This window comes from Psychrobacter glacincola (genome assembly GCF_965118485.1).
Classification (GTDB): domain Bacteria; phylum Pseudomonadota; class Gammaproteobacteria; order Pseudomonadales; family Moraxellaceae; genus Psychrobacter; species Psychrobacter glacincola_D.
The window spans coordinates 1-25,870 of record NZ_CBCPJH010000016.1 but is presented as its reverse complement, the minus strand read 5'-3'; the positions used below and the strand labels follow the sequence as shown (position 1 = coordinate 25,870).

Sequence of the window (25,870 nt, the reverse complement as noted above, 5' to 3'; positions counted from 1 at the left end):
ATTTGAGCTTACCTTATAAATCTCCTTGCTATTAACATAGGGTTAATAGCTACTAATCCGTAAGGAGTCATAATGCGACATTACGAACTGGTGTTACTTGTACACCCAGACCAAAGCGACCAAGTGGTCGGCATGGTTGAACGCTATATCAAGTTAGTTCAAGACAACAACGGCACCATCCATCGTCTAGAAGATTGGGGTCGTCGTCAACTGGCTTACCCAATCAACAAGATTCACAAAGCTCATTACGTTCTTTTCAACATCGAAACTGACGGCGAGACTTTAGCTGAACTTGAAGAATTATTCCGTTATAACGACGCGATCATTCGTAGTCTAGTTATGCGCCGTGACGATGCTGTCACTGAAGAGTCGCAGTTAGCCAAGAATGCCGATGAAAAACGCGCACGCAAAGCAACTACTCGTCGTCCAGATCGTGATGATAACGACGACAACGACCACAGTGAAGACTAATTAAAGGAGAATACTCATGGCACGTTTCTATCGCCGTCGCAAATTCTGCCGTTTCACTGCTGAAGGCATCACTCACATCGATTATAAAGATGTTGAATTGCTAAAACAGTATATCAGTGATAATGGCAAGATCGTACCAAGCCGCATTACCGGTACATCTACTAAATATCAGCGTCAACTAGCGACTGCTATCAAGCAAGCTCGTTATTTATCGCTACTTCCATACACTGATAACCATCAGGGTTAACCGTTAACTAGGAATGACTCATGCAAATTATTTTGTTACAGCGTATCGTCAACCTTGGTAAACTCGGTGAAACTGTCGATGTGAAACCAGGTTACGGACGTAACTTTCTTATCCCTTTGGGTAAAGCACTACCTGCTACTAAGCTTAACATTGAAAAGTTCGAAGCACGTCGTGCTGAACTTGAAGCTGAAGAAGCAAAAGAAGTAGCTGTTGCTCAAGAACGTGCTGATGCATTAACTGACGTTAATGTGATCATGCGTGCTAAATCAGGTGACGAAGGCAAGCTATTCGGCTCTATCGGTACACGCGATATCGCTGAAGCATTGACTAACTCAGGTCTAGAAGTAGACCGTGCTGAAATCAAGCTACCTGAAGGCACTTTGCGTCAAATTGGTGAATATAATGTTGATATTCAACTACATCATGACGTTACTGCTACTATTCTAGTGACCATTCTTTCTGAAGATGGCGACAACGAAGATTTAGACGCAGACAACGCTGCAGACGAAAACGAAGAGTAATCTTTAGCATACTAAGTTTTAGTCGCAATAAAAAACCAGCAACTTTACGTTGCTGGTTTTTTTTGTGTTGATTTTAGAATTTGTCTTTTAGATTGGTGCTGATACATGTGGTAAACATTGTATACGTAATGATAAAGTATTGCCGCCAAATTCCTCTGTATTCCTACATCTATGGTTGCTATGCTGTCTCTATATTATTTAGTATCTTAAATATAGGACGTTATGATAAATGATAAATACTGATGACAAATTACGCTGTACCCAAGGCAATCACTTTTATAACGAAGGTGAGATTTATAAAGTGGGTAGAATCGTTAATGATAAATACTTTCAAATCTTAACTGATAATAATACAGACCATTGGTATGCGACACTAGATGATCAGGGCATTTATGTGAGTTTTGATTCGGACTCAGGAGTAGCAGAAAACGAGAGAGCACGTTTTGAGAAAATCGATGAGCTACAAGCTGACTGTTAATAAGAATTTAAATCTATCAAACATCAAAAATGGTCAATATAATGACCATTTTTTTTCTTAAATATCAATGCGATTACAAGACAGATATGCGACAGAGCGTAGCCAGTTAATTGCAAGATTCGGCACCGCTTGATCAGTCGCAATCATCTTAGCGGCATTGATCCAACCAGCATGTCCGATAGCCAATACTGGTGTATTTACTTGCTCAACAGCTATTTTATCTAACCAAATCTCAGCTCGATTAAATAGCTGTTGCAAGCTTTCGCCATTAGCAGGCGAGAAATTGGCAAAGTTATCGCACCATTCATCAATTGCTTGTTTTTCTATCTGCTGCCAAAACTTACCATCCCATTCACCGAAATGAATCTCAGCTAATTCAGGCGCAACTTGATATTGAAAGCCGCGCTGCGCTAATATTTGCCCAACTTTTAACGAGCGCTGTAACGGGCTGACCCAAATCATTTTGGGTAATTGATGTAGTCGTACAAAGCGCTGTATTTTATTGGCAAGCCGCTTTAGTTTGCGCCTATTTACATTGACGTCGGTTTGTCCAATACAAAGTCCGTCGGTACTTAGCGGCTTGGGATGACGCCAAATATAGAGAATCATTAATGATTATTTCCTTTAATGGATTTTTAAATATTATATAAATGGAACGGTAGCAGCAAGCCCTACATAAATGGCCATCTCGCTAAGCTGTTGCGTTGCACCCAATCCATCACCCGTATAGCCATCTAGACGCCTACGTAATAAACGGCGCATATAATCAGTGGCTATCAAAGCCAACACCAATGCTAGCAGCCATTTACCAAGACCAATCTGCTGCATCGTATTGGGAAATATAATTGTGACCAAAACAATCGCTAATATGAGCCAGCCACTACTATATAGCGCTTGTAATGGTGTCAGCTGCTGCGCCATTGGCTTGGCTTTAGCATGCTCTATCTCACCGCCATAAGGCAGTAAAGTAAGCAAGCTAATACAAAGTAAACGTGAAGCCGTATGTCCAATAATAAGCGCGACGATAGCAACGGATAGTGGCATAGCTGCAAGCAAGCTTATTTTAAGCAATAACGCTGACACCAAACCCAATACGCCATAAGTGCCTAAACGCGAGTCTTTCATAATCTCCAAGGTACGCTCACGGGTTAAACCACCGCCTAGCCCATCGCAGCTATCAGCAAGTCCATCTTCATGAAAAGCGCCAGTAAGCTTAATCCCAAACGCTGTACTTATCACTGCTGCGACCAATGGCGTAAATAAAATACTGCCCAGCCAAAATACGCCAGCACAAAGGACACCAATCAATAAGCCTACTGCTGGAAAATAGCGGCTGCTTTGATGTAGCCATTGCGGCTCATAATGACTAAAAGACGGTATAGGTAGGCGGGTTAAAAACTGAATAGCTACCAATACCAATCGAGCTTCATAACGGAGACGCTGCAATAGAGATAGCTTTGGAGATGAGCTTAACATCACTTGCTTTGCTCACTGATACCAGCATCACTAAAACTTGCCATCTCATTGATAATGGCACAGGCCGATTGCAAAATTGGATATGCTAATGCTGCGCCACTACCTTCGCCTAAGCGCATGCCCATATTCAGTAGTGGCTCAGCATTGAGCAGCTTGAGTAAATGCGCATGCCCCGGCTCAACAGAGTGATGAGCAAAGATAGCATATTGAGCAACACCCGGCGCTAAGCGCTCGGCGACCAATAATGCGCTACTAGCGATAAAACCATCGATTAATAAAATACGGCGCTCACTGGCAGCCTGAAGCAGCGCGCCTGCCATCATAGCAATCTCAAGTCCACCTAGTGCCGCAAGTACGTTCAATGGCGCTTGTGCTTGACTATGGCGCTCTAATACTTGGGTTAAGATATGTTGTTTATGCGCCAATCCTGCATCATCGAGTCCTGTGCCGCGACCGATACAATCTCTGATAGGCACATCACCCAGTCTTGCCAATAAAAGACTCGCTGCTGAAGTATTACCGATGCCCATTTCACCAACAATCAATAGATTGCCTGCCATGTTTTTAACCACACTCATGCCGTTCTCTAATGCAGCTAAGCATTCTGTCTCGGTCATCGCAGGTTCTGTTAAGGCGTCGCGACTAGCAAGACGGACTTTATAATCGAGTAGTTGCGGATGGTCTTTAAAAGGAGAGTCGTCAAAGTCAGTATCTACCCCAGCATCGACTACTTTAAGTTCAATATTATGCTGGCGTGCTAAGACGTTGATAGCAGCGCCGCCCTGCAGAAAGTTATAAACCATTTGCGCTGTGACCGCACTAGGAAACGCAGAAGTGCCATGCTTGGTTAAACCATGGTCTGCTGCAAATACTCGAATTTTTGGCTGCTCAATTTTTGGCGTTATTGACCCTTGAATCATGCCCAATTGTAGGGCAAGCTCTTCTAAACGACCAAGCGCACCAAGCGGCTTGGTCTTTAGATCTATAATCTGCTGTAGCTGCTGGCGTAGCTCATTATTTTCGATATTAGGAATTACTGGAACAGTAAATATAGTCAAGGGAGGTATCCTAAATGTGGCACATGTTAAACAAAAATCACATACTAGCAGAGTATCTAGGCTTTACCATGTATAAAATCAAATATGAGCCGAATAGATTCCCTAGTAACGTGAATTTACTATAGAATACGCCCCTTTAAAAATCCATATCATTATTTATGCCAAGTTAAGTGATAGCGGCGTAAGTAATTAAGATATCAATAATACATATAGAGACGGTAATGATTGTATTTTGGCTTGTACTGACCATTCTTTTTATTATTTTTGCGACGGCAAAACTGAAGTGGCATCCCTTTTTAGTCTTGATACTGTCTGCTTTTTTGGTGGCATTATTTTATCAAGTGCCCCTTGATACAGTCGCAAAAACCATTTCTGATGGCTTCGGTGGTATCTTAGGTTATATCGGTTTGGTGATTGTATTTGGTACTATTATTGGACTGATACTGGAAAAGACAGGTGCGGCAATTGTGATGGCTGAAACAGTCATCAATTTTTTAGGGCCACGCTTTCCCACATTGACGATGTCTATCGTCGGCGCGGTGGTTTCCATTCCAGTGTTTTGTGATTCAGGCTACATCATCCTAAACTCTTTAAAAGAGTCTTTGGCTGAACGCTTAAAAGTATCTAGCGTGGCAATGAGTATTGCTTTAGCGACTGGATTGTATGCAACTCATACCTTTGTACCACCTACCCCCGGACCTATCGCTGCGGCTGGCAACTTAGGACTTGAGTCAAATTTGGGTTTGGTCATCATGGTTGGTGTAGTTGTGACCGTTGTTGCTGTCTTGGCAGGCTGGTTGTGGTCTAACCGTTTTCTTGATGTTGAACCAGACAATATAGACGCTGACAATATACCCATTGTCCCTGCAAACATGAAATCTCGTGAAGACTATAATAGTATGCCGTCAGCCATTATGGCTTTCTTACCTATTATCGTTCCCATCCTTTTAATATGCTTATCCTCTGTTGCCAACGTCCCTACTGCACCTTTAGGCACGGGATTCATTATTGATATCTTAGTATTTATCGGTAATCCACTGACCGCCTTACTTATTGGTCTGTTTTTATCGTTCTTATTAATCAATGGTAGTAATAAAACTCAGCAAATTAGTGATAGCATTGCTCAAGGCTTGGTCGTCGCAGCACCTATTCTTTTAATCACTGGTGCTGGCGGTGCATTTGGTGCCATGCTTAAAGTTACCCCAATAGGCGACTATCTAGGAACGACTTTATCAGCATTAGGTCTTGGTATATTTATGCCATTTATCGTTTCAGCCGCCCTAAAAACAGCTCAAGGTTCAACTACGGTTGCCTTGGTGACCACATCTGCCATGGTCGCACCGTTATTGGATCAGATTGGACTTGATAGTGAGCTTGGTCGGGTTTTTTGTGTGATGGCTATCGGTGCCGGTGCGATGACTATCTCACATGCTAACGACAGCTTCTTTTGGATTGTCAGTCAGTTTAGTCGTATGAGTGTGTCACAAGCCTATAAAGCGCATTCAGTCGCCACTGGTATTCAAGGGGTTACTAGTATTCTCTTTATTTGGTTATTAACTTTAGTATTTATTTAAATATTTTGATCTATCAATAGACAGAGAGACTAATGAAAATTTTAATCGCCCCCGACTCGTTTAAGGAAAGCTTAGAAGCTTTAGAAGTCTGCCATGCTATCCAAGCTGGATTCAGTCAAGTATTCCCTGACGCTGACTATAAGCTGCTACCCATGGCAGACGGTGGCGAAGGCACCTCTGCAGTATTGTCTTATGTGTTAGGTGGACGCTGGAAAGAAGTGCGTGTCCATGACCCGTTGATGCGACCCATTAGCGCAAAGTATTTATTACTGCCTGATGCGACGGCAGTAATTGAAATTGCTCAAGCCTGTGGTTTACATTTATTGACTGTGGCAGAGCGCAATCCCGTCATCGCGAGCAGCTATGGCGTTGGCGAGCTGATTGTGGATGCTTTGGATGAAGGGGTCAAGCGTATTATCATTGGTCTCGGTGGTAGTGCTACCAATGATGCAGGACTTGGTATGCTAACGGCACTTGGCATGACGTTTTATGATAGTGATGATAATACGTTAGTCCAAGGCGGCGGTGCGCTTGCCAACTTACAACGATTAGATGCGACAAGCTTCCATGCCAGCGTGTTAGAGACTGTATTTGAGGTGGCTTGTGATGTCACTAACCCTCTATGTGGCACTTTGGGTGCGAGTGCAATATTTGGTCCTCAAAAAGGTGCCAATCCGCAGCAAGTCAATGATTTGGACCAAGCGTTAAGTCATTTTGCCGCTATATGCGAGCAGCAAGGCTATCAAAATTATCAAGAGATAGCGGGCGCGGGCGCTGCAGGTGGGCTTGGCTATGCATTAATGAGCTTTTGCAAAGCTGAGTTGAAGTCAGGTTTTAACACCGTTGCAGAAGTTGCCAACTTATCACAGCATATCGCTGATGCAGACTTGGTCATCACTGGCGAAGGCAAACTTGACGCCCAAACTGCCATGGGTAAGGTAGCTGGCGGCATCAGCCAAATTGCTAAAACCAGCAACACGCCAGTGATTGCTATTTGCGGTAGTGTAGATAATCTAGAAACGGCTCAAACAAGTCAGTTCAATGTCATTATGCCCAGTATCCAAAAGCTAGAGTCCATCGATAACGTTTTTAAAAATGCTTACCGCAATATTGAAACTACCGCTGCCAATATTGCTGCGGCGATAAAATTGGGTCAAAGTATAAAATAAACATAATCACTTGTAGTAAGCACACCATTTTATAAAAAATAATTCCTTACGGCAATAGCGCTCTTAGCATATAAGAGCGCTATTTTTATACAGTATCAACGACCTCTTGCTTAACTGATTAAGCATGCTACTATTTGAGTCATAATTTAAATAGGCTTTATACTTTACTCTAAACTTAGCCACATATTATCAAGGATGATAAATGACCCAGTTTAATTCCAATCAATCAGTGCCCTCCTCGATAGATACAAGCTCTAACAAGCTATTAGTTATCAGAGAAAACTCAGACAGCATTGTAACGTTGACACTCAATAGCCCCAAACAATTTAATGCTTTATCGGTTGAGCTGCTAACCACCATGCAAGCAGAGCTGGACAATATTGCTCAAGACCGCAATATTCAAGTGGTGGTGATTGCCGCAAATGGCAAGGCGTTTTGTGCCGGACATAACCTCAAAGAGATGCGTGCCAATCCAGATGAGGCTTTTCAGCGCGCCTTATTTGAGCAGTGTAGTCAGATGATGCTGACCATCAATCGTATGCCGCAAGTGGTGATAGCTAAAGTAGAAGGCATCGCTACCGCTGCTGGCTGTCAGCTGGTCGCCGCGTGTGACTTGGCGGTTGCCTCTGATAATGCAAAATTTGCAACCTCTGGAATAAATGTCGGACTGTTTTGTTCTACGCCTGCTGTGGCAGTCAGCCGCAATCTATCTCGCAAGCAAGCATTTGAGATGTTGATTACTGGTGAATTTATTGATGCGCATACTGCACTGCAGCAAGGACTCATCAATCGTGTAGCAAGCGCTGAACAATTAGACCAGACGCTGCAATCTTTGATAGACGCTATTACTGCTAAATCTTCAGTCGCTGTTAGAACAGGAAAAAATATGTTTTATAAGCAATTGGATATGGAGTTGGCAGAAGCTTATGAATATGCCGGTGAGGTGATGACCTGCAATATGATGGCGGATGACGTGAGCGAAGGCATCAACGCCTTTATCGAAAAGCGTCCTGCGGTATGGACAGGACAATAAGAGTGATATCATTATTTTATAATGCAGAATATCTGTTTTGATTTTGGTGTTAACGTTGGCAGCGTCACCTTTCTAAATGACAAGGGCGCTGTATACATAACAAATAGCGACAGCTAGGATTATTCTGCTAGTAATTCCGCAAGCATTTTACTTATCTCAACTCTAAACGCTTTATCATCGAGCTTACTGGCCGTTATTTTAGCATTTTGTAAGCTCTTAATCGCCGCCTCTGTCTGTCCAAGCTCGCTCTGTAGCTCAGCCATAGAGAAGGCTATCGATGATAAATGCTCTTTTGAATCAAGCGCTGCGGCTTTATTCAGGGCTTTTTGGTAGATAAGCAGTGCTTCATCCAAATCTTCTGTAAAATCAGCCAATGTCTCCCACTGCTCTGGATGATCTTTATTGCCTTTCTCATTTTCAATGCACAACTCTTTTAGCTGTATATACAGCATATCAAACGTCTTTTTATCATTGGCACTATCAGCTTCTAATAGCTTTTCTGCCAATACATAAATTGAGTGATAGATTTTATTATTAATCATTCTTTATAACCCTTTTTTGCTGCTCATCAAATAACTGTCAATACTGTCAACGAAGTTGATTATAGACTATTTGCATGTGTTGCTCATCAAAAAGGGCGTGATAGTCATATCACACCCTTTTATCATTACTCAATTTTCGATGCCGATATTTATTCAGCAGCGATAGCGGTAATCTCAACCAACAGCTCAGGACGTGCCAGTGCAGATTCACCGCATGCACGGGCGGGTGGTTGTACACCCTCAAACCACTTGTCCCATACTTCATTCATCGCTGCAAAATCTGACATGCTTTTTACCCAAACAGTCGCCATGAGTAGCTTTGATTTGTCACTACCAACTTCTTGTAGCAAGCCTTCGATTTTTTCTAGGCAAGTTAGCGTTTGGGCTTTGATATCATCTTCAGCGTTACCAACTTGACCTGACAAATAAATCGTATTGTTATGAATGACAATCTTACTCATGCGCTCACTACTATGCAGCTTTTTCATTATTTTTTATCCTTATAGCATTATATTTATAGGCTGGGTACATTATTTAGAAAAGCGATCGGCGCTAAAGGGTGCAATATCGACCAATAGTGGCTTTTCATGAATCATCTCTTCAACCAGACGACCAGTCATCGGTCCTAAAGTGAAACCTTGATGACTGTGACCAAAGGCAAACCATAGCTTATCATGTTTATCAGCAGGACCAATAACCGGTTTCATATCTGGCATACAAGGACGTGAACCTGCCCATGCTTCGCTCTCGACTGCATCTTCCAATGGTAATATTTTACGTGCCAGTTTGAGCACCGTATTTAATTGTCCAAAATTCTTTGGCGCATCCATGGTAGTCATCTCAGCACCGGTAGTAATACGGATACCTTGTTGCATCGGACCCATGACAAAGCCTTTGTCCATATCAAACATACTGTGATTGATGGTATTTTTATCCGTCACTTTAAAATGCTGATGATAGCCACGCATTGGGAATAATGGCAAATCATAACCAAGCGGCTTAATCAAATCATTAGACCAAGGTCCTGCTGCGATGACTAATTTATCACTATAAAACGTCTCGCTATCAGTGATGACTTTCCAACCGTCTGCTTCTTGTACGATTTCTTTGACGCTGGTTTCTTTAATGGTGCCGCCCATTTCTTGGAAGTTTTTTGCATAGGCTTTAACCAATAAGCTTGGGTTTGAAACTTGCCAAGAGTTTAACCAATGAATCGCACCGACAAAGCCATCAAAATTTGCGCTAGGCTCCATGACTTTTAATTCTTCTACTGTCAATACATTATGCTCAACGCCCTGATTGCGATCTTTGATTGCGGCAGCAACAGCTACTTTCAAAGTCTCTTCAGAACGATGCAACTGCAACCAACCTTTCCGGCTGATCAGATATTCAGCGTCCGCGGCGCTAATCATGGTTTGGTGTTCACTGGTGCAATGCGCAATCAGGGTCTGCCATTCGGCTTCGATTTTTTTCACTGAAGCCGGAGTAGAGTACTTCCAGTATTGTAATAGCGCCTGATGATAACGAAGAATCGCCGGTATACGATAGCGAATGTCCGTCCCTTGGTTCGGCAATACCCGTATCATCTCAGTCAGATGGCGCGGAAACGGATGCGTATGTATCGCTTCGCGTTGAATCAATCCAGCATTGCCATACGAAGTTTCTGAACCTGGCAGTTTTTTATCTAAAAGCAAAACTTCAGTATTATTTTTTTGTAGATGCCAAGCAACCGATGTGCCAACCATACCTGCACCGATAACGATAACTTCATAGCGCATAACCTGTCCTTTTTTTAAGGTCTTAATACAGAGTGTGTAATAAAATAGATATAACAGATAAGGTAGTCATAGTAACGCATTGAGGCAAATATTAAACCCTTATCTGATAAATATTTTTGCTATTAAATACTTTTGGTTATGTATTTTTTCAGAAGCTATTTTTGGAAGGAATAGCAAAAGGAATAATGAAAATATTTATTCAAAAAAGCAGTTCTTTAAAACATTAAATTCTAGAAAAAGTTAAAATATCAGCTTAATAGATTTTAATATCGTATCTACCTTGACATTGGATTCACTCCATTACCACCAAACTGGATCATCACTCTCATCTATAGCCTTTTTGCTAGTCTCAATCGTTACCTTATCAGCGGGCAACTCCGCTATAAACCGTGATACTTTATCGAAATACCCTGAATAGCTCGAAAAATAATCTGGTGCCGTTAAAAATAGCCTGCTTTTTGCACGACTACAAGCGACATAGAATAGCTTACGCTCTTCTTCAAGCTCTTCAAAATCACTTAATGAACGGTAATGCGGCGTCATACCATCGACCAACGAATTCACAAATACCACTGGCCATTCAAGCCCTTTGGCACTATGAATAGTCGAGATAGTGACTTTGTCATTATCCGCATCTCCTTGCTCAAGATCGCCTGCGGTCGCCACTGAATCATTAGGCGGATCAAGAGCAAGATTTTCTAGAAATTTATCAAGGCTATCATGCTCTGTCGCTAGATTTTTGAGCACACGAAAATCTTCGCTACGCTCACGCCAATTATCTTCGTTAATTTTTAAAACTGGCATATAAAACTCAAGAATCAGCTCGATAATTTTCTCTACGGATTCTGCTTGACTGGCTTTACTCAGCATTTGGTAAAGTGGCTCAAGTTGTGGGCTTTTTTTGGCAAAATTTTTCGCTAACAATGATTCAAATGAGTTATTGTCGGCATTGATTGCTTGAGTCAAGCGTGTTGCTGTCACTGACCCTACCCCTTTAAACAAAGTCAAAATACGATGCCATGCAATGGTGTCATTGGGGTTATAGAGTATTTTAACAAATGCTAAGACATCTTTGATATGGCGCCGCTCAATAAAACGGATACCGCCTACAACGATAAACGGAATGTTACGTTCCATAAACTCTAGTTGGACATAGTTTGACTGAAAGGATGTTCGGCACAATACCGCAAAGTCTTGATAACCGTAGTCGGGTTTTAATTCGATAATTTTATCAGCGATATATTTCGCTTCTTTCGCCTCGTCACTCAAACGGCGAAATATAGGCTTTAATCCGTCGATAGCGATACCAGAGTACAACTGCTTTTGATAGCCCAAGGTGATTTGTGCAGACAAGGCATTGATATAGTCTAAAACAGCTGGCGTACTACGATAATTTTGCTCAAGTTTAATCAGCTTTGCTTCGGGATAGCTTTCACCAAATAATAAGATATTTTCATAATTGGCACCGCGAAAGGCATAAATACTTTGGTTGTCATCACCAACGACCATCAGCGATACCGACGCGGGCGCACATATAAGGTCAATCAATTCTTTTTGAGGAATATTAGTGTCTTGATATTCATCAACCATGATGTAACGATATTGGTTTTGTAGCAGCTGACGAAAGGTGTCATTGCGCTTTAGGTGCCGTACTACTTGGCTGATGATGTCGTCAAAATCGTATAAATGATTGGCGCGTTTATATTCATGAAAATCGACCGCCAATTGCTCAATAACTGGAATGTGTACAGCGATATCAGGATAGCTGTTTTCGATTAACTCGCGGATATGAATGCGCCGATTTCTAGAAGTTGAAAAGATGTTTTGCAAGGTTTTTTTGCGCGGAAACGCTTGATTGGTTATTTTGGTTGGATACTTTTTTTCTTTATTAATTAAGTCGATGGCATCTTCACTATCGCCAGTATCTAAAATAGTAAAGCGCGGATTGATACCGAGCAGCCCTGAATATTGGCGCAATAGCATATTACAAAATGAATGGAAGGTGCCGCTAGTAATATCGTTTAGCGCTTCGTTACTGCTTAGATTATCTCCAGAAAAAGAACTTGCTAGCAATGTCTTAGCGCGGTTTTTGATTTCATTGGCCGCCTTACGGGTAAAGGTTAACAGTAAAATCTCTTTTGGCGACACGCCATTTTCTATCAAGTAGCTGGTTCTATACGTTAAAGTTTTGGTTTTGCCAGAACCCGCCCCGGCAATCACTAACACCTTGCCTTCAATGGTGGTGGCAGCCAATAACTGATTGGGATTGAGTTCACTGGCATAATCCACTTGCAACCCTAAATGACTGGCAAGCCTTTGCTCTAATACCTCAGTATCCGCAGTGATCAGATTGGTTTCAAGTTTTTTAATCGCCTGCTCAAGCCGCGTAAGCTTAGGCTTCATTTCGATGAAGTTTTGTGGATAATTATAATGGTGTGTCGCAAAAGTTGTGGTGGTCATTATGAGCGATTGCCTTTGATATTATTTGCAGTACCCTCTATCACTATATGAGATAAAGAGGCATTTAATCTGATGAAAGCCTTTGAGGCTTATAATGAAAGTTTATGCTATTGCTCACCTACCAATGATAGCTGAACAGCATTAAGTTCAATTTATAAAACATAGCTTAGCATAATAATGAAAGCGCGAAACGCAACTGATCATGAGGCATGCAAATCCAAATACCCAGTATAACAACCTCACCCATATTGGGATAAATTTGCTACAATACGCCCAATTTTGATTTACTATTTATTTAAGCTTTATACCAACTGATTTTATCAATATATTGAGAGCATGTTATGGGTTTTAATTGCGGCATCGTCGGTCTACCAAACGTGGGTAAATCCACCCTGTTTAATGCCTTGACCAAAGCGGGTATCGCCGCTGAAAACTTCCCCTTTTGTACCAAAGATCCCAATACCGGTATCGTTCCTGTGCCAGATCCACGCCTAAAAGCACTGGCTGACATCGTCAACCCTGAGCGCGTATTGCCAACCACGATGGAGTTTGTCGATATCGCAGGCTTGGTCGCCGGTGCTTCTAAAGGCGAAGGCATGGGTAACCAGTTCTTAGCCAATATTCGTGAGACCGATGCCATTGCACACGTAGTACGCTGCTTTGATGATGACAACGTCGTACACGTTGATGGCCGCGTTAGCCCGATTGATGATATCGAAACCATTAATACTGAATTGGCATTGGCCGACTTAGAAGCCGTTGAACGTGCTATCCACAACTTAAGCAAAAAAGCCAAAGGCGGCGACAAAGATGCGCAAGCTATGCTTGATATCTTTAAGAAAATCGAGCCATTATTAGCCGACGGTCAAGCTGCGCGCGCTGCCAATCTTGATGCTGATGAGAAAAAACTGATTAGAAGTTATGGCTTAATTACTCTAAAGCCTACCATGTATATCGCTAACGTCAGTGAAGATGGCTTTGAAAATAACCCATATCTAGATGCAGTACGCAATTACGCTACTGGTGAAGACTCTATCGTTATCGCCCTATGCAACCAAATCGAATCTGAGATTGCCCAGCTTGATGAAGACGATAAAAAAGACTTCTTAGCTGAGATGGACATGGAAGAAGCCGGTCTTGACCAAGTGATTCGTGGTGGTTATGACTTGCTAGATATGCAGACTTACTTTACGGCAGGCGTAAAAGAAGTACGAGCTTGGACAGTCGCTGTTGGCGCAACCGCTCCGCAAGCAGCTGGCGTGATTCATACTGACTTTGAGCGCGGCTTTATTCGTGCCGAAGTGATTGCTTATGACGACTTTATAGAATTTAACGGTGAAAAAGGCGCTGCGGCTGCCGGTAAATCGCGTTTAGAAGGTAAAACCTATATCGTACAAGATGGCGATGTCATGCATTTCCGTTTTAACGTTTAATGCTTAACCTTTAATATTAGATAGTATATTTACACAGTCTTAGCATAGAACAACCAAAAGCCAGCCTCGATGCTGGCTTTTTTTATTATACTGGGAGTAATAATATTTAAATAATAAAAATAAAGGATTATAAACTATGACCACTTCTATTAATAAACCCCTTAATAGCCGTAGCCATTGGGCAAAGCTGTTTAGTGCCCAGCGTTTAGGCAGTAATAAAAAAGCCGCGGCGCAAGATAGCGCCCGTTCCTCTTTTCATAAAGACTATGACCGATTGGTGTTTTCGCACTCCTTCCGTCAACTCAATCAAAAAACGCAAGTCCATCCATTGACCAATCAATTGGGCATTCATACGCGCTTAACGCATTCGCTTGAAGTCTCGTGTATTGGACGCTCTTTAGGCGTTATGGCAGCAGAAAAGCTGCATGATAAATTAGACGGTGGTTTACCTAACAATGTATCGCCAGCTGATGTTGGTGTGATTGTACAAGCAGCTTGCCTTGCCCATGATATTGGTAATCCACCATTTGGTCATGCTGGAGAGTACGCTATTCGCGACTGGTTTATGCACCCTGATCGCCAAGCAATGCTGAAAAGCATGAGTAGCAATGAACAATTGGACTTGCTCGCTTATGAAGGTAATGCGCAAGGTTTTCGCATACTTACCCGTAATGAGCATCATCCTGATATGGGCGGTATGCGCTTAACCTGCGCGACTTTGGGCGCATTTATGAAATACCCTTGGCTTGCCACCCATAGCAATGAGCTTTATCAAGGGAAACCTATTAGTAATGTTCAGAAATTTGGCTGCTTTTATAGTGAAGCCGTGCAATTAGAAGAGCTAGCCGCCTGCTTAAGTCTACCGCGCTCGCAGCAGCATGAGGGTTTTTCCCGTCATCCACTCGCCTACTTATTGGAAGCCGCCGACGATATCTGCTATGCGCTAATAGATTTAGAAGATGGTATCAATCTGAATATGCTTACCTATAACGAGGTAGCTGCTATCTTTTATGAGCTGATTGGCGAGCGTCCAAGTAGCATTAGCTTGCCAGCACATATGTCGGTCAGGCAGCATTTGGCATCATTACGCGCAAGAGCAATGATGCGCTTAGTCAATGCCGTCACTGACGCTTTTATTAACAATAGCGATGCGATGCTAGCGGGTACATTACAAGGCAGTCTATTTGCGCATTGTGATGCCAGCGTTCAGAGCGGTATCGCCCAAGCTAAGCAATTGGCTCGTGAAAAGATATTTAATCATCCAAGTAAAGTGCGTATGGAGTTGATGGCCAATCAATGCCTGCAACGCCTGCTTGATGCATTTATGCCGTTAGCTTGGACAAATCAGCACAGCACATCGATGTCCTTTGAGCAGCAGCGCCTACTAAGATTGCTACAGCCACATCTTGATGAGCATCGCCGTGTCTTAGCCGATGATATCTATCACAATATGCTTAATATTTTAGATTTTATCACTGGCATGAATGACCATGAAGCGTATCAACTTGCTCAAGAGCTGCAAGGACATTGGGGAACCATCGTTTAAAAGCCACATTTAAGATCATATCCACGTACTTCATTCGTATTTCATTCGTATTTTTGCAATGAAATGAGTATGATAGACATCTATCTGGTAATTTTGAAATATTATGAGCAGTCGCGAACAAAAAAAACTTCAAACTCGGCACGCTTTTTTTAATGCGGTGCTCGATTTATGTATGACCGGGCAATCCTTTAGTTCTATTAGCCTCAGGCAGGTGACGCGTGAAGTTGGTGTAGTGCCAACAGCTTTTTATCGCCATTTTGACGATATGGAATCGCTCGGTCGCGCCTTGGTTATTGAGGAATTGGGTGGTACGCTAGCCACTTTGAGTGAAAGCCTACAGATTGGACGTAAACGTAGCTTTGAGCGTCAAATTGCTAAAAGTATTCAGTTGTTTTTGCATATGGTCAGTGAGCAGCCTTACTATTGGCAATTTTTGGTCAGTGAACGCTATGGTGGCTCAGATTCTGTACGTAAAGCCATTAATGAGCTTATCAAAAAACATGGGCAAAGCTTAGCAGAAGACTTGGCGCTACAACCTGCTTTTACCCACATCAATACTTACGATCGTAGACTACTGGCAGAGGCTGGGGTCAATATGTTCTTTTCTTGGATTATTGATTGGCTCGAGCTGACTTATACCGAAGATCATGATGATGAGGTTGATTTAGCTGATATTGAAAGGAAAAAACAGCTGATGCTACATAACTGCACGCGCCAAGCGCAGATGCTGTTTTATGGCGCTTATAACTGGAAATCTACCGAAGAAACTCATTTAAGTGATTAGCTTTTTACTAGCCCTTTACTGTTTACTGTTTACTGTTTACTGTTTACTACACTATCGATTTTTAATAATACCGGCTAAAAAACAGGTCGGAATGCCCAAAGGCGCTGGGAAACCACTTTAACGTTTTTGGGCTTTTTATTATCAGCATTTTTAGTATTGTTAGCGCTATTACCGTTATTGCCACCATTATTACCACTGCTATTTTCCGTAGCATCAGCAGCAGTTTTACTAATGATAATGGTCGCATAGCGTTGTCTTTCTTGCCCATCATCGGCACTATCGCTAGCAGTTATCAGCGCAGTAAAAGCTTGGCTATCAACTGCTAATAATGGTGTTATTGATTTTTTCTGCTCTTGATTTAAGCTTGCAAATATAGGCAGTTGCCAAAGTCCATCAATAGATTCAAATACTTGCTTTTCTCGAAATTCCACGACCATCTGCATTTGCTGACTGCTTGCGCCCTCGAGCAAGGCAGCAAGCAACACTGGACTTGCCGTATTAATATTAATGGGTAAATAATACGGTACCGTAGTGATATAAGGTCGTAACGCTGCCAATACTTCAGCATCTACGCCTTTCATATTTTGTAGCTGATCAATATTAACCAATGCTTGATTAGGTAAACTGTTATCCGCTGAGTTAGTAGACTGCTGGGCATAAACTGTACTTTCATCACCGCCATCTTTATAAACCTCACTATCTGCATCTTGGTAATCAAGGACAGCAACAGCAATTTCTGGCGCCAAATTTAATTGCGTTAGCAATCTTTGAAATATGTCTAAGGCATCAGTATCAACTGCGCCATTATGATATAAGTTATTGATATTAAAGCGACTGGCTTCATCCCGTAATTCGATGCCAATGCCATGCGTGCCAAACATATAAGGCGGTACTGGCTTTGCCCAAATATCTTGCTGACTATCGGTATCATTCAGCTTAGCGTCAGCACGAATCATCGTCACTGCCAATTGTTGACCAGCATTAATATCCTGTGAAAGCTGATTTTGATCAAACAGTAAGCCGCTGCGCCTAATTGCAATCTTTTGACTGGCAAGCATCGCTCCTGCGACCACCGTAATGCTAACTACCAAGAGTAAAATAGTTAATAGCGCTACCCCGCGCTGAGAGTCAGGTTTCATTGGTGTGCTTGGCTTACTTGGCATCATAACCCCTATCATTGACCAAACGGCGCATTTTCAATGCTATTCTCTGAGCGATTGCTTTCTACCTTGCCATCGGTTGTGCTATCAGTGCTGCCGTTACTATTATTGCCACCACTACCGTTATCATTGGGATTATTAGCTACGTTCTTGTTTGTATTCCCATTACTCTTGCTGTTATTGGGTATCGGCTGAGGAGCAAGCGCCCATTGCCAAGTAATCGGTATATCTTGATAAGTGAAAGTGACAGCAACTCCCTTTGGTAAAAGCATAATCTCTGGCTGACCATTGACTGAAGCTGCCCCTTGCCCAAATTGGCTATTCAAACTGGCATTATTACTGCTGCTGTCTTTATTGGGAAACTTTGTACTTATTTCTGGTAAATAGGCTTGCCAACGCGCCGCTGTCACACCTTCAAGCAATATGCTGTCCAAGCTAATATTGTCAGTGCCTCTGCCTATACTGCTATATTGACGGCGAATCAGACGTTCATCGGCAAAAACGTACTCAACATGCTGCATGCTAGCACTGCTTTGATAACGTGGGTCAGGGTCAGCAAAACGGACAAAGCTAAGACGCTCCCCATCCAAACTCATAAAAGGTTCAGGTAAAGGCATTTTTTCTTGACCATCAGTAATGGCATCGTTAGTAGTGACAGAATTTTGACCGCTCAAAGCTTGATAAGGAATAATTTGTCCGATATCTTGTTGTAGCTGCAAATAAGCGTACTGTAAAACAGCTAAATTATCTGCATGGAATTGTGCCCGTTCACGAGCACGGGTGACGCTATCAAATACCTGCCAGCCAGCCACTGCCAGCATCGCAAATATCGCCATGGCTACCATCAACTCAAGTAAGGTAAATCCATGCTGCGATTTCACTGACTACCTCCATTTGGGTTTGAGCCAGTTAAGTCCAAACTACCAATATCTTGCTCAACGTTACTTAGCATTATATTAATATCCGTCACTGCGGTGCGTGTCTGTCCCTCTATAATAGGTGCGACGGCAATATTTACCTTTTTTAGTGCTAGTGTGATGCCATTAGAAACACTCATAGTCACTTGCCAATCACGACCTTGGGCATTAATAGTTTGGGTTTTATTAGCCGTCAACCAAGTCTCTTGAATCCGCAAATCAGCTGCAGCGTTTTGCGCAACAAAATGTGCAAGCGTGCGCGTCCGTAATATATCGACTGAGCTCAGATAAGCACTACTGGCACGGCTTGCAGCAACCGCAACGACCGCTAAGATTGCTAGAGCAACCATCACTTCAATCAGGGTAAATCCGTGTTCATACTTTGATAGGGTTGGCTTTCGGTTTATATAGGTAGGTTTGGCTTTCTCATTATTAATCATCAGTTATTGCCCTTGTCCTATCGACATACTGCCATCGGGCATAATGGTGATGACTTCACCGACCAAACGCGAATTATGGCGCACCTCAATGGTTACTGGTGCAGCTTGCCCTGTACCAAACCATAAGACTTGCGGTACCGTTTGATCTGCAAACCAAGGTTGTAGCGCTTGGGTTTGTCCGACATTGGATATATTACTAGCATCTAGGCTTTGCACACTTAAGCTCACCCCAGCAGGCAATTCAGGCAAGGTAACTTCTGACTCAACCTCCCAGCTTGGCGTTTGTAATTTATCTTCAATCGCACTAGACATACTGGATAAATCCGCCGACAGCTCCATTGAGTTTTTAGGAGTACTATCGCCCCTAGATGATGTAGAAGTGTCGGTTTGATAAGAAATATACGGATTAGATAGAGTGACAATAACCGGAGTAACTTGACCTTGCTTATTGGCTTGTAGACTCAGTCCCATCGGCTGCATACGCTCAGCAGATAGGAGCCGAACATAGTTCAATGAATCCGTCAGATGCTCATAGAATGCGCGGTTTTTACGTGACTCACTGCTACCCACCGATAAGCTCATCATGCCAGCAAATATAGATATAATGACCACTACCACCACAATCTCAACCAGCGTAAAGCCAGCTTGCGGATGATGATTTTTCATTGCTGATAAGGGTTTTGACATACAGAGGTCATCTAGAACAGTGCCATCCTATTAAGGATGACAGTATATTGGGTAAGATATAAAACGATAGATATGATTGACTGTGTCAAATAAAAATTAATGTGCTGCTATATAGCATATAACAACACAGCTTTTCATAAAATAACTACTCGCAGCTGTCACGATATAGTAAAAATTTAATAATTGGTGTTGCGATGCTCTTCTGACTCGGTCTCAATCTGTTCAACCAATTCCTGCATATCCTCATCCATCACTTCATGCTCAGCTGCCGGATAATGGCTTGGCAGCTCTAGTATTTGCTGCACAAAGGCATAACGCAGAGTATCACGGCGTCCCAAGTAACGCTGATAAAAGCTTGAGTTCAATAATCCTGCACCGCCTTGACCCATCGCCCAAATAGACGATAGATAATCACGCGTACTTAGGCTACTGTGCTGCTCTTGTAAATAAGAACTAATGATATCAATCAAACGCTTCAGGCGCTGACGGCGAATATCATACAGTTCACCGAACAAGCGATTAAGACCCGTTACTGATGCCGCCAAACGCTCTTCGATTTGATTAAGCAACATGGCTTTTTGTGGGTTAAACAGTTGCTGAAAAATCATACGAGCAACGCCCGCTGATGGGCAGTCATCAATACGATTAATCTCAAACAACTGCTCTTCATAACGAATAATAATGCGCAAATAGAGCTCATCTTTACTGGAAAAATGCTTGTATAAAGTTCCTTTAGCCAAATCAAGCTGGTCTGCCAAACTGTCTAAGGTGATATCACCATCGCCTGACTCAAGAAGCAATTGCTCCGCCATCGCTAAGATATTCTCTTCTCGTGCCTTGAACTGATGCTGACGACTCATAACCTCTCCTAAAACTTGACAATATCATGCATATGACCACAGTTTGCGTTGGTATATCGCCATCTAGAGTATGAAGTCATACAATGTCTGCGCGAAGACCACACTAAAGTACTATGCGTTTTTTATTAACTAAGGTTTTACAATCATATAGTTACGTCTAAATCTGTTATCATGTAACTGGTAAACTGTCAAAGTAGCCAATAAATGACTGAGTGGTCATAGCATAACCATTTTACTGGTACTGTGCCAGTAAATTCTCAAAGTTTTTTGCAGTCAAAGCTCCGACCTCCTGCGCACTACAGCCATACATCTCTGCAATACAACTAGCGACATAAGGTACATACGCAGGCTCATTAGGTCGACCACGTTTAGGAACAGGGGCTAGATAAGGACTGTCTGTTTCGATCAGTATTCTGTCCCTTGGCATATTTTTTGCTGCATCTTTAATATTTAGTGCACTTTTAAAGCTCACTATGCCTGAAAATGATATGTAAAACCCTAAATCCAAAGCACGTTTTGCGGTTTCCCAATCTTCAGTAAAGCAATGAATAATGCCGTGTTCAGCACCTTCTGATCTTAAAATATCAATCGTATCTTCTTTGGCGTCACGCATATGGATGACAAGGGGTTTTTTCAGGCTTTTACTGGCATGAATATGGCGCGCAAGGCTGGCTTGCTGCTCTTTTTTATTTTCTGTTGACCAGTAATAATCCAATCCCGTCTCGCCTATTGCCCATACATGGTCAGCGTTTGCCGTTGCTATTAAACGCTCAACGGTTGCCGCTTGTAAGACGCTGATATCTTCACAAGGATGAATGCCAACGCTCATACCAAGATTTAAAGTATCGTCGCCATAAGTCTTGACGATATTAGCAATCTCATCATATTCAGAAAAATCACACATTATTGCCATCGCACGGGTGACATTAGCTTCTTTCATCGCCGCAATCGCGCCAGATAATTGAGCATCGTACTTGGTTAAATCTAGACGACTAAGATGGCAGTGGCTATCAGTAAACATAAACGATCTCGTTATTAAAAATTTATCATTAAAAAAGGATTTGAAATTAGGTGTTTAAATGGGTATCTATTTTTATTGCTCTAAAAGAAGTATTTTTCAAGTAATTTTGAATAATCGTATTTTTAATGCAAAGGCAGTTTTTAATGAAGCGGAACTACTCGCATCACCTCTTCCATAGTTGTTACTCCCTCGCTAATACGCTTTGCACCAGATAAGCGTAGCGGCTGTACGCCTTCGCGGTAGGCTTGCTGCTTCAACACATCTAAATTCGCATCGGCGGCAACCAGCTTTTTTAACTCATTCGACAACGGCATAATCTCATATAGACCAACGCGACCTTGATAACCGGTATGACGACAGTGCTCGCAGCCCTGCGCTTTATATATTTGTGCTGGAACGGGCGCGCGCCATGGTTGCACCAATTCTTGCCATTGTATCGCTATTTCACTATCTGCAGTAACATCGAGCGCTTGTTTGCAGTGGGGGCACAATGTCCGTAACAGACGCTGCGCCATGACGCCCAGTATCGTCGCTGAGGTTAAAAACGGCTGAATACCTAAATCATGCAAACGAGTAATCGAGCTTGGCGCATCATTAGTATGTAGCGTTGATAATACCAAATGCCCTGTCAAGGACGCTTGTACTGCCATATTGGCAGTCTCAGCATCACGAATCTCACCGATCATAATGATATCTGGATCTTGACGCATTAAAGAGCGAATACCGTCGGCAAAATGCAAATCAACCCCAGGATTGACCTGCATTTGATTGAAGGCGGGCTCAATCATCTCAATGGGGTCTTCAATGGTACAGACATTAATTTGCTCAGTCGCTAACTGTTTAAGCGTACTATATAAAGTAGTCGTTTTACCCGAACCTGTCGGACCGGTGACCAGAATAATACCATTAGGATGCGCGGTCAGCTCGTGCCACGTTTCTAACTGCTTTCCCGATAGACCAAGTTGTGCAAACGAGCGTACCAGCACTTCAGGGTCAAATACCCGCATCACCAGCTTTTCACCAAAAGCAGTCGGCATAGTAGAAAGACGCAGCTCAGTCTCTAAACCTTTTGGCGTGCGCGTTTTTAGTCGTCCATCCTGCGGCTTACGCTTTTCTGCTACATTAAGCCGTCCTAAGATTTTAATACGTGCGGTCACCGCTACGATAATCGCAAGCGGCATCTCATAGACGCTATGCAGCACGCCATCAATACGAAAACGCACCTTGCCTGTCTCGCGGCGTGGCTCTAGATGAATATCACTGGCGCGCTGCTCAAAGGCATACTGCAATAACCAATCAACCACCTTCACAATATGCTGGTCATTGGCATCAGGATTGGTGTTGTCGCCTAGCTGCAATAGCGCTTCGACGTTAGTGATATCAGATGCTGTACGCTTATGCAGAGAGTTTGCGCCCGCAATCGCTTGCGTCACTTGATAAAACTCCTGACGGTAGCGACTCATCTGCTCAGGATTGATAAAGACCGTACGATAGCTTTTTGATTTAATCAGTTTTTCAATATTGGCATGCCAGTCAGTATAAAAAGGCTGGTCGGTACCTATGACTACCTCATCAAGCGTCACTTCAATCGGCAAAATATGCTGCGAACGCGCATACTCAAACGACATCAACTGCGTTACTGCCGGTACATCGACCTTTAATGGGTCAATACGTATAAGTGGCATATCTGCTTTGGCAGCTAGCCATTGATTGAGCCAAGCCAGCGTTAATTTATTGTCACTATTATTATCAAGTGCATGACCATTTGATAAGCCAAACTCGCTAATCGTCAATAGCGGATGCTGCGCCTTAGTACGTCGGCTAGTAATCACTAAGTTATAGCCACGTTGATCGATGACTTTATCTGCCAATAACTCATCCAGACACCAACGCAAGTCAATCACTATCGAGTACGGTTGAGCAGGCATAATTTTCTTCTTCTATAGTTTAAATCAGTTTATAAGTAAGCATATACAATGCGATGTTTTATATTTCTACCACTGCGGTTATCTGCAACTCACCTGAATATATCAATTGAAAACTTATATCAATAGACTTATAACGCATAACAAATAGCGTATTTATCTCCTTACGTCGATAAGCAGGACGCGGGTCTTGGGCGATCAATGCTTTGATATTATCGAAATCAGAGATAAGCAACTGTTTCTGCGTTTCGTAAATAACACCTTCAACCGTTGGTTTTTCATTTGCAGCATTTTCTGTTTTATTATAATTATGTTGCTTATCTATAATTTGCACAAATTGCTCATAGGCAAGTTCAGTGATTACAACTTCTAATAAATGCGGCGCAGCGGGCGCAAAGCCACTTTTTATGTCAAGTAGCGCATCACTATAAGCCACATAAGGCTTGATATCGATAATGGGCGTTCCATCTATCATATCAGCACCGCTAATGATAAGTAACACCCGCCCTTCTACAACCTCAATCTGTTCAAGCTTAACGACAGACAATCCTAGCGCTGACGGGCGGTACATACTACGACTGGCAAAGACGCCTATTTTTTGATTGCCACCCAAACGCGGCGGTCGCACTTGTGCACGAAAGCTACTATCGTCTTTATTAGTCTGTTTGTCTTTATGTTGATAATTATGATGAAACTGCCAGCTGACCCAAATATGGCTGAAATCTTCCAAACCAACAAACGCAGCTGGCGTATCATAAGGCGCAATCATCTCAATAATACTGGTTAATGCAGCCAAATTTGGCTGTCTTGGCGCGCCAAATTTCTGTGAAAGTGGCGCATGATGATAGCCGATAATTGGTGCTATATGATTACTCAAAGGAAAATCCGCCTGACAAGACATAAATTAAATCCAAAAAAACAGGTTTTTATAGCTAAAATAAGCGCGCTACAAGAATAAACGGTAAATCATAGAAAATAATCCACTAACGATATTCCATTTTATCATGCCCTCCCAAAGCTGCTTGACAGATTTTTATTTTAAAGTTTGTTATGATGAGCGAGAAATTTATTGAGAATGGCTTGCATTCATCAATAACGGCTTAGAAATTGCGCTTATACGTGCCGCATCCCCTTATAACGCCGAATAATAATGTTAAAATAACAGCGTGATGACTTAATTAGTACTAATAACATTGATAGCATTCATCTTCTATTAAAAATTTGCATCATTTTGACTTTATCATAGCAAATGAGCATTTATTTAGACTAATTAATCGATACAGACAACCACTTATTAACGAGGAATTTATGTCAAAACTCCGCACCGAAACAGTCACAGAGGTTCATCACTGGAATGATTCCTTGTTTAGCATCAAAACCACTCGCGACGATGGCCTACGCTTTCGTAATGGCGAGTTTGCGATGATTGGTTTGGTCGTTGATGGCAGGCCGTTGCTGCGCGCTTATTCGATTGCCAGTCCTAATTATGAAGAACATTTAGAGTTTTTTTCCATCAAGGTGCAAGACGGTCCATTAACCTCGCGTCTGCAGCATATTAAAGTCGGCGATGAGCTGTTGGTGAGTAAGAAACCAACGGGCACTTTGGTATTAGACGATCTATTACCAGGTAAAAATCTCTATATGCTGTCAACGGGTACCGGTGTTGCGCCATTTTTAGCATTAGCACGTGATCCTGAAGTCTATGAGTGTTTTGAAAAGGTGATTTTGGTACATGGCGTACGCGGCGTTAGCGACTTGGCTTATCGTGATATGTTCGAAAACGAGCTCCCAAATGATGAAATTTTTGGTGAAGATTTCCGTGAAAAATTCATTTATTATCCGACTGTCACGCGTGAAGAATTTAGAAATACGGGTCGTATTACCGATTTAATGAAATCTGGCAAATTTTTCGAGGATATCGGTCTTCCTCCTATGAATAAAGAAGATGATCGTGTACTCATATGCGGTAGTATGCCGTTTAATGCTGAAGTCTCGGCTATCTTGGATGATTTTGGTCTGACGGTTTCACCGCGTATGGGTGTGCAGGCAGATTATGCCGTTGAACGTGCCTTCGTTGGTTAAAAACTGATTTTTATTCAAAATAACATAAATAATTCTTGACGCTCAAAAATAGGCTGCTATAATACGCAGCCTATACAGAGATAACCCTGTAGCCCAATTCAATAATGTTTGGCAGTATCAACGTTATTACCTAACACGCCGGTGTGATGGAATTGGTAGACATGACGGATTCAAAATCCGTTGCCTTTAAAAGCGTGTCGGTTCAAGT

General features: G+C 42.3%; 26 protein-coding genes. 11 read left to right on the top strand and 15 right to left on the bottom strand.

All coding sequences use genetic code 11. The features are described 5' to 3' along the window. The first annotated feature begins 72 nt into the window (after positions 1–72). The 4 genes from rpsF to ACMHKH_RS07660 all read left to right on the top strand — a co-directional run bounded on the left by rpsF (position 73) and on the right by ACMHKH_RS07660 (position 1,717). Positions 73–471, top strand: a complete 399-nt coding sequence (rpsF, locus tag ACMHKH_RS07675; RefSeq protein WP_201564287.1) for a 30S ribosomal protein S6 — start codon at positions 73–75, stop codon at positions 469–471. Between the two features lie 16 nt (positions 472–487). After that, positions 488–718, top strand: a complete 231-nt coding sequence (gene rpsR, locus ACMHKH_RS07670; protein WP_010198808.1) for a 30S ribosomal protein S18 — start codon at positions 488–490, stop codon at positions 716–718. Between the two features lie 20 nt (positions 719–738). Then, positions 739–1,239, top strand: a complete 501-nt coding sequence (gene rplI, locus ACMHKH_RS07665) for a 50S ribosomal protein L9 (protein ID WP_413520054.1) — start codon at positions 739–741, stop codon at positions 1,237–1,239. A 229-nt stretch (positions 1,240–1,468) separates the two neighbouring features. Next, positions 1,469–1,717: a hypothetical protein gene (locus tag ACMHKH_RS07660; RefSeq protein ID WP_413520053.1), complete on the top strand. Its 249-nt coding sequence runs from the start codon at positions 1,469–1,471 to the stop codon at positions 1,715–1,717. A gap of 57 nt (positions 1,718–1,774) precedes the next feature. Here the strand turns inward: ACMHKH_RS07660 and ACMHKH_RS07655 are convergent, their stop codons facing one another. The 3 genes from ACMHKH_RS07655 to cobT are packed head-to-tail and all read right to left on the bottom strand — an operon-like array spanning position 1,775 to position 4,251. Further along, positions 1,775–2,326, bottom strand: coding sequence for a histidine phosphatase family protein (locus tag ACMHKH_RS07655; protein ID WP_413520052.1), 552 nt, complete (start codon positions 2,324–2,326; stop codon positions 1,775–1,777). 33 nt (positions 2,327–2,359) lie between these two features. Beyond that, positions 2,360–3,193, bottom strand: coding sequence for an adenosylcobinamide-GDP ribazoletransferase (gene cobS, locus ACMHKH_RS07650; RefSeq protein WP_413520051.1), 834 nt, complete (start codon positions 3,191–3,193; stop codon positions 2,360–2,362). Then, a complete protein-coding gene (gene cobT, locus ACMHKH_RS07645) occupies positions 3,193–4,251 on the bottom strand; it encodes a nicotinate-nucleotide--dimethylbenzimidazole phosphoribosyltransferase (protein ID WP_413520050.1) in 1,059 nt (352 codons plus the stop codon). Before cobT ends, cobS begins: the two co-directional genes overlap by 1 nt. 221 nt (positions 4,252–4,472) lie before the next feature. On the opposite strand from cobT, the gene ACMHKH_RS07640 reads away from it, so the two are divergent. From ACMHKH_RS07640 to ACMHKH_RS07630, 3 genes are all read left to right on the top strand, one after another. Next, complete coding sequence (locus ACMHKH_RS07640; RefSeq protein ID WP_413520049.1) at positions 4,473–5,825, top strand: GntP family permease; 1,353 nt, start codon at positions 4,473–4,475, stop codon at positions 5,823–5,825. A gap of 32 nt (positions 5,826–5,857) precedes the next feature. Further along, entirely contained in the window at positions 5,858–6,994 is a 1,137-nt protein-coding gene (locus ACMHKH_RS07635; protein WP_413520048.1) for a glycerate kinase, read from the top strand. Positions 6,995–7,196: 202 nt separating this feature from the next. Continuing rightward, on the top strand, positions 7,197–8,027 hold the full coding sequence (locus ACMHKH_RS07630; protein WP_413520047.1) for an enoyl-CoA hydratase: 831 nt from the start codon (positions 7,197–7,199) through the stop codon (positions 8,025–8,027). 119 nt (positions 8,028–8,146) lie between these two features. Here the strand turns inward: ACMHKH_RS07630 and ACMHKH_RS07625 are convergent, their stop codons facing one another. The 4 genes from ACMHKH_RS07625 to ACMHKH_RS07610 form a co-directional block, all read right to left on the bottom strand. Beyond that, positions 8,147–8,569 (bottom strand): tetratricopeptide repeat protein, encoded by a 423-nt coding sequence (locus ACMHKH_RS07625; protein WP_413520046.1) that lies wholly within the window; start codon positions 8,567–8,569, stop codon positions 8,147–8,149. 149 nt (positions 8,570–8,718) lie between these two features. Further along, positions 8,719–9,057: a RidA family protein gene (locus ACMHKH_RS07620; protein ID WP_413520045.1), complete on the bottom strand. Its 339-nt coding sequence runs from the start codon at positions 9,055–9,057 to the stop codon at positions 8,719–8,721. 42 nt (positions 9,058–9,099) lie between these two features. Next, positions 9,100–10,347: an NAD(P)/FAD-dependent oxidoreductase gene (locus tag ACMHKH_RS07615; protein WP_413520044.1), complete on the bottom strand. Its 1,248-nt coding sequence runs from the start codon at positions 10,345–10,347 to the stop codon at positions 9,100–9,102. Between the two features lie 300 nt (positions 10,348–10,647). Continuing rightward, complete coding sequence (locus ACMHKH_RS07610) at positions 10,648–12,807, bottom strand: ATP-dependent helicase (protein WP_413520043.1); 2,160 nt, start codon at positions 12,805–12,807, stop codon at positions 10,648–10,650. 341 nt (positions 12,808–13,148) lie between these two features. Between ACMHKH_RS07610 and ychF the strand changes: the two genes are divergently transcribed. The 3 genes from ychF (at position 13,149) to ACMHKH_RS07595 (ending at position 16,570) form a co-directional block, all read left to right on the top strand. Beyond that, positions 13,149–14,240 (top strand): redox-regulated ATPase YchF, encoded by a 1,092-nt coding sequence (gene ychF / locus ACMHKH_RS07605; RefSeq protein WP_413520042.1) that lies wholly within the window; start codon positions 13,149–13,151, stop codon positions 14,238–14,240. A 136-nt stretch (positions 14,241–14,376) separates the two neighbouring features. Continuing rightward, entirely contained in the window at positions 14,377–15,786 is a 1,410-nt protein-coding gene (locus ACMHKH_RS07600) for a deoxyguanosinetriphosphate triphosphohydrolase (protein WP_413520041.1), read from the top strand. Positions 15,787–15,889: 103 nt separating this feature from the next. Further along, positions 15,890–16,570: a TetR family transcriptional regulator gene (locus ACMHKH_RS07595; protein WP_413520040.1), complete on the top strand. Its 681-nt coding sequence runs from the start codon at positions 15,890–15,892 to the stop codon at positions 16,568–16,570. A gap of 74 nt (positions 16,571–16,644) precedes the next feature. Here the strand turns inward: ACMHKH_RS07595 and gspK are convergent, their stop codons facing one another. From gspK to tsaA, 8 genes are all read right to left on the bottom strand, one after another. Beyond that, a complete protein-coding gene (gene gspK / locus ACMHKH_RS07590) occupies positions 16,645–17,736 on the bottom strand; it encodes a type II secretion system minor pseudopilin GspK (protein WP_413520039.1) in 1,092 nt (363 codons plus the stop codon). A gap of 8 nt (positions 17,737–17,744) precedes the next feature. Then, the gene (gspJ, locus tag ACMHKH_RS07585; protein WP_413520038.1) at positions 17,745–18,611 is read right to left on the bottom strand and encodes a type II secretion system minor pseudopilin GspJ; all 867 of its coding nucleotides are present in this window, start codon (positions 18,609–18,611) and stop codon (positions 17,745–17,747) included. Then, positions 18,608–19,087 (bottom strand): type II secretion system minor pseudopilin GspI, encoded by a 480-nt coding sequence (gene gspI, locus ACMHKH_RS07580; protein ID WP_413520037.1) that lies wholly within the window; start codon positions 19,085–19,087, stop codon positions 18,608–18,610. The genes gspJ and gspI overlap by 4 nt, the downstream gene beginning before the upstream one ends. A 3-nt stretch (positions 19,088–19,090) precedes the next feature. Then, positions 19,091–19,774 (bottom strand): prepilin-type N-terminal cleavage/methylation domain-containing protein, encoded by a 684-nt coding sequence (locus ACMHKH_RS07575; protein ID WP_413520036.1) that lies wholly within the window; start codon positions 19,772–19,774, stop codon positions 19,091–19,093. Between the two features lie 176 nt (positions 19,775–19,950). Further along, positions 19,951–20,634, bottom strand: coding sequence for a TetR/AcrR family transcriptional regulator (locus ACMHKH_RS07570; protein ID WP_413520035.1), 684 nt, complete (start codon positions 20,632–20,634; stop codon positions 19,951–19,953). A gap of 232 nt (positions 20,635–20,866) precedes the next feature. Continuing rightward, on the bottom strand, positions 20,867–21,655 hold the full coding sequence (locus ACMHKH_RS07565) for a TatD family hydrolase (RefSeq protein ID WP_413520034.1): 789 nt from the start codon (positions 21,653–21,655) through the stop codon (positions 20,867–20,869). A 140-nt stretch (positions 21,656–21,795) separates the two neighbouring features. Then, positions 21,796–23,583, bottom strand: coding sequence for a GspE/PulE family protein (locus tag ACMHKH_RS07560; RefSeq protein WP_413520033.1), 1,788 nt, complete (start codon positions 23,581–23,583; stop codon positions 21,796–21,798). A gap of 58 nt (positions 23,584–23,641) precedes the next feature. Beyond that, positions 23,642–24,481: a tRNA (N6-threonylcarbamoyladenosine(37)-N6)-methyltransferase TrmO gene (gene tsaA / locus ACMHKH_RS07555; protein WP_413520032.1), complete on the bottom strand. Its 840-nt coding sequence runs from the start codon at positions 24,479–24,481 to the stop codon at positions 23,642–23,644. A 407-nt stretch (positions 24,482–24,888) separates the two neighbouring features. Between tsaA and ACMHKH_RS07550 the strand changes: the two genes are divergently transcribed. Continuing rightward, positions 24,889–25,662, top strand: coding sequence for a ferredoxin--NADP reductase (locus ACMHKH_RS07550; protein WP_413520031.1), 774 nt, complete (start codon positions 24,889–24,891; stop codon positions 25,660–25,662). Positions 25,663–25,870 lie beyond the last annotated feature (208 nt).

Coding starts and splice junctions, on each gene's coding strand:
- rpsF (WP_201564287.1), top strand. CDS start 73: ATGCGACATTACGAACTGGTGTTACTTGTACACCCAGACCAAAGCGAC.
- rpsR (WP_010198808.1), top strand. CDS start 488: ATGGCACGTTTCTATCGCCGTCGCAAATTCTGCCGTTTCACTGCTGAA.
- rplI (WP_413520054.1), top strand. CDS start 739: ATGCAAATTATTTTGTTACAGCGTATCGTCAACCTTGGTAAACTCGGT.
- ACMHKH_RS07660 (WP_413520053.1), top strand. CDS start 1,469: ATGATAAATACTGATGACAAATTACGCTGTACCCAAGGCAATCACTTT.
- ACMHKH_RS07655 (WP_413520052.1), bottom strand. CDS start 2,326: ATGATTCTCTATATTTGGCGTCATCCCAAGCCGCTAAGTACCGACGGA.
- cobS (WP_413520051.1), bottom strand. CDS start 3,193: ATGTTAAGCTCATCTCCAAAGCTATCTCTATTGCAGCGTCTCCGTTAT.
- ACMHKH_RS07640 (WP_413520049.1), top strand. CDS start 4,473: ATGATTGTATTTTGGCTTGTACTGACCATTCTTTTTATTATTTTTGCG.
- ACMHKH_RS07635 (WP_413520048.1), top strand. CDS start 5,858: ATGAAAATTTTAATCGCCCCCGACTCGTTTAAGGAAAGCTTAGAAGCT.
- ACMHKH_RS07630 (WP_413520047.1), top strand. CDS start 7,197: ATGACCCAGTTTAATTCCAATCAATCAGTGCCCTCCTCGATAGATACA.
- ACMHKH_RS07625 (WP_413520046.1), bottom strand. CDS start 8,569: ATGATTAATAATAAAATCTATCACTCAATTTATGTATTGGCAGAAAAG.
- ACMHKH_RS07620 (WP_413520045.1), bottom strand. CDS start 9,057: ATGAAAAAGCTGCATAGTAGTGAGCGCATGAGTAAGATTGTCATTCAT.
- ACMHKH_RS07615 (WP_413520044.1), bottom strand. CDS start 10,347: ATGCGCTATGAAGTTATCGTTATCGGTGCAGGTATGGTTGGCACATCG.
- ACMHKH_RS07610 (WP_413520043.1), bottom strand. CDS start 12,807: ATGACCACCACAACTTTTGCGACACACCATTATAATTATCCACAAAAC.
- ychF (WP_413520042.1), top strand. CDS start 13,149: ATGGGTTTTAATTGCGGCATCGTCGGTCTACCAAACGTGGGTAAATCC.
- ACMHKH_RS07600 (WP_413520041.1), top strand. CDS start 14,377: ATGACCACTTCTATTAATAAACCCCTTAATAGCCGTAGCCATTGGGCA.
- ACMHKH_RS07595 (WP_413520040.1), top strand. CDS start 15,890: ATGAGCAGTCGCGAACAAAAAAAACTTCAAACTCGGCACGCTTTTTTT.
- gspK (WP_413520039.1), bottom strand. CDS start 17,736: ATGATGCCAAGTAAGCCAAGCACACCAATGAAACCTGACTCTCAGCGC.
- gspI (WP_413520037.1), bottom strand. CDS start 19,087: ATGATTAATAATGAGAAAGCCAAACCTACCTATATAAACCGAAAGCCA.
- ACMHKH_RS07575 (WP_413520036.1), bottom strand. CDS start 19,774: ATGTCAAAACCCTTATCAGCAATGAAAAATCATCATCCGCAAGCTGGC.
- ACMHKH_RS07570 (WP_413520035.1), bottom strand. CDS start 20,634: ATGAGTCGTCAGCATCAGTTCAAGGCACGAGAAGAGAATATCTTAGCG.
- ACMHKH_RS07565 (WP_413520034.1), bottom strand. CDS start 21,655: ATGTTTACTGATAGCCACTGCCATCTTAGTCGTCTAGATTTAACCAAG.
- ACMHKH_RS07560 (WP_413520033.1), bottom strand. CDS start 23,583: ATGCCTGCTCAACCGTACTCGATAGTGATTGACTTGCGTTGGTGTCTG.
- tsaA (WP_413520032.1), bottom strand. CDS start 24,481: ATGTCTTGTCAGGCGGATTTTCCTTTGAGTAATCATATAGCACCAATT.
- ACMHKH_RS07550 (WP_413520031.1), top strand. CDS start 24,889: ATGTCAAAACTCCGCACCGAAACAGTCACAGAGGTTCATCACTGGAAT.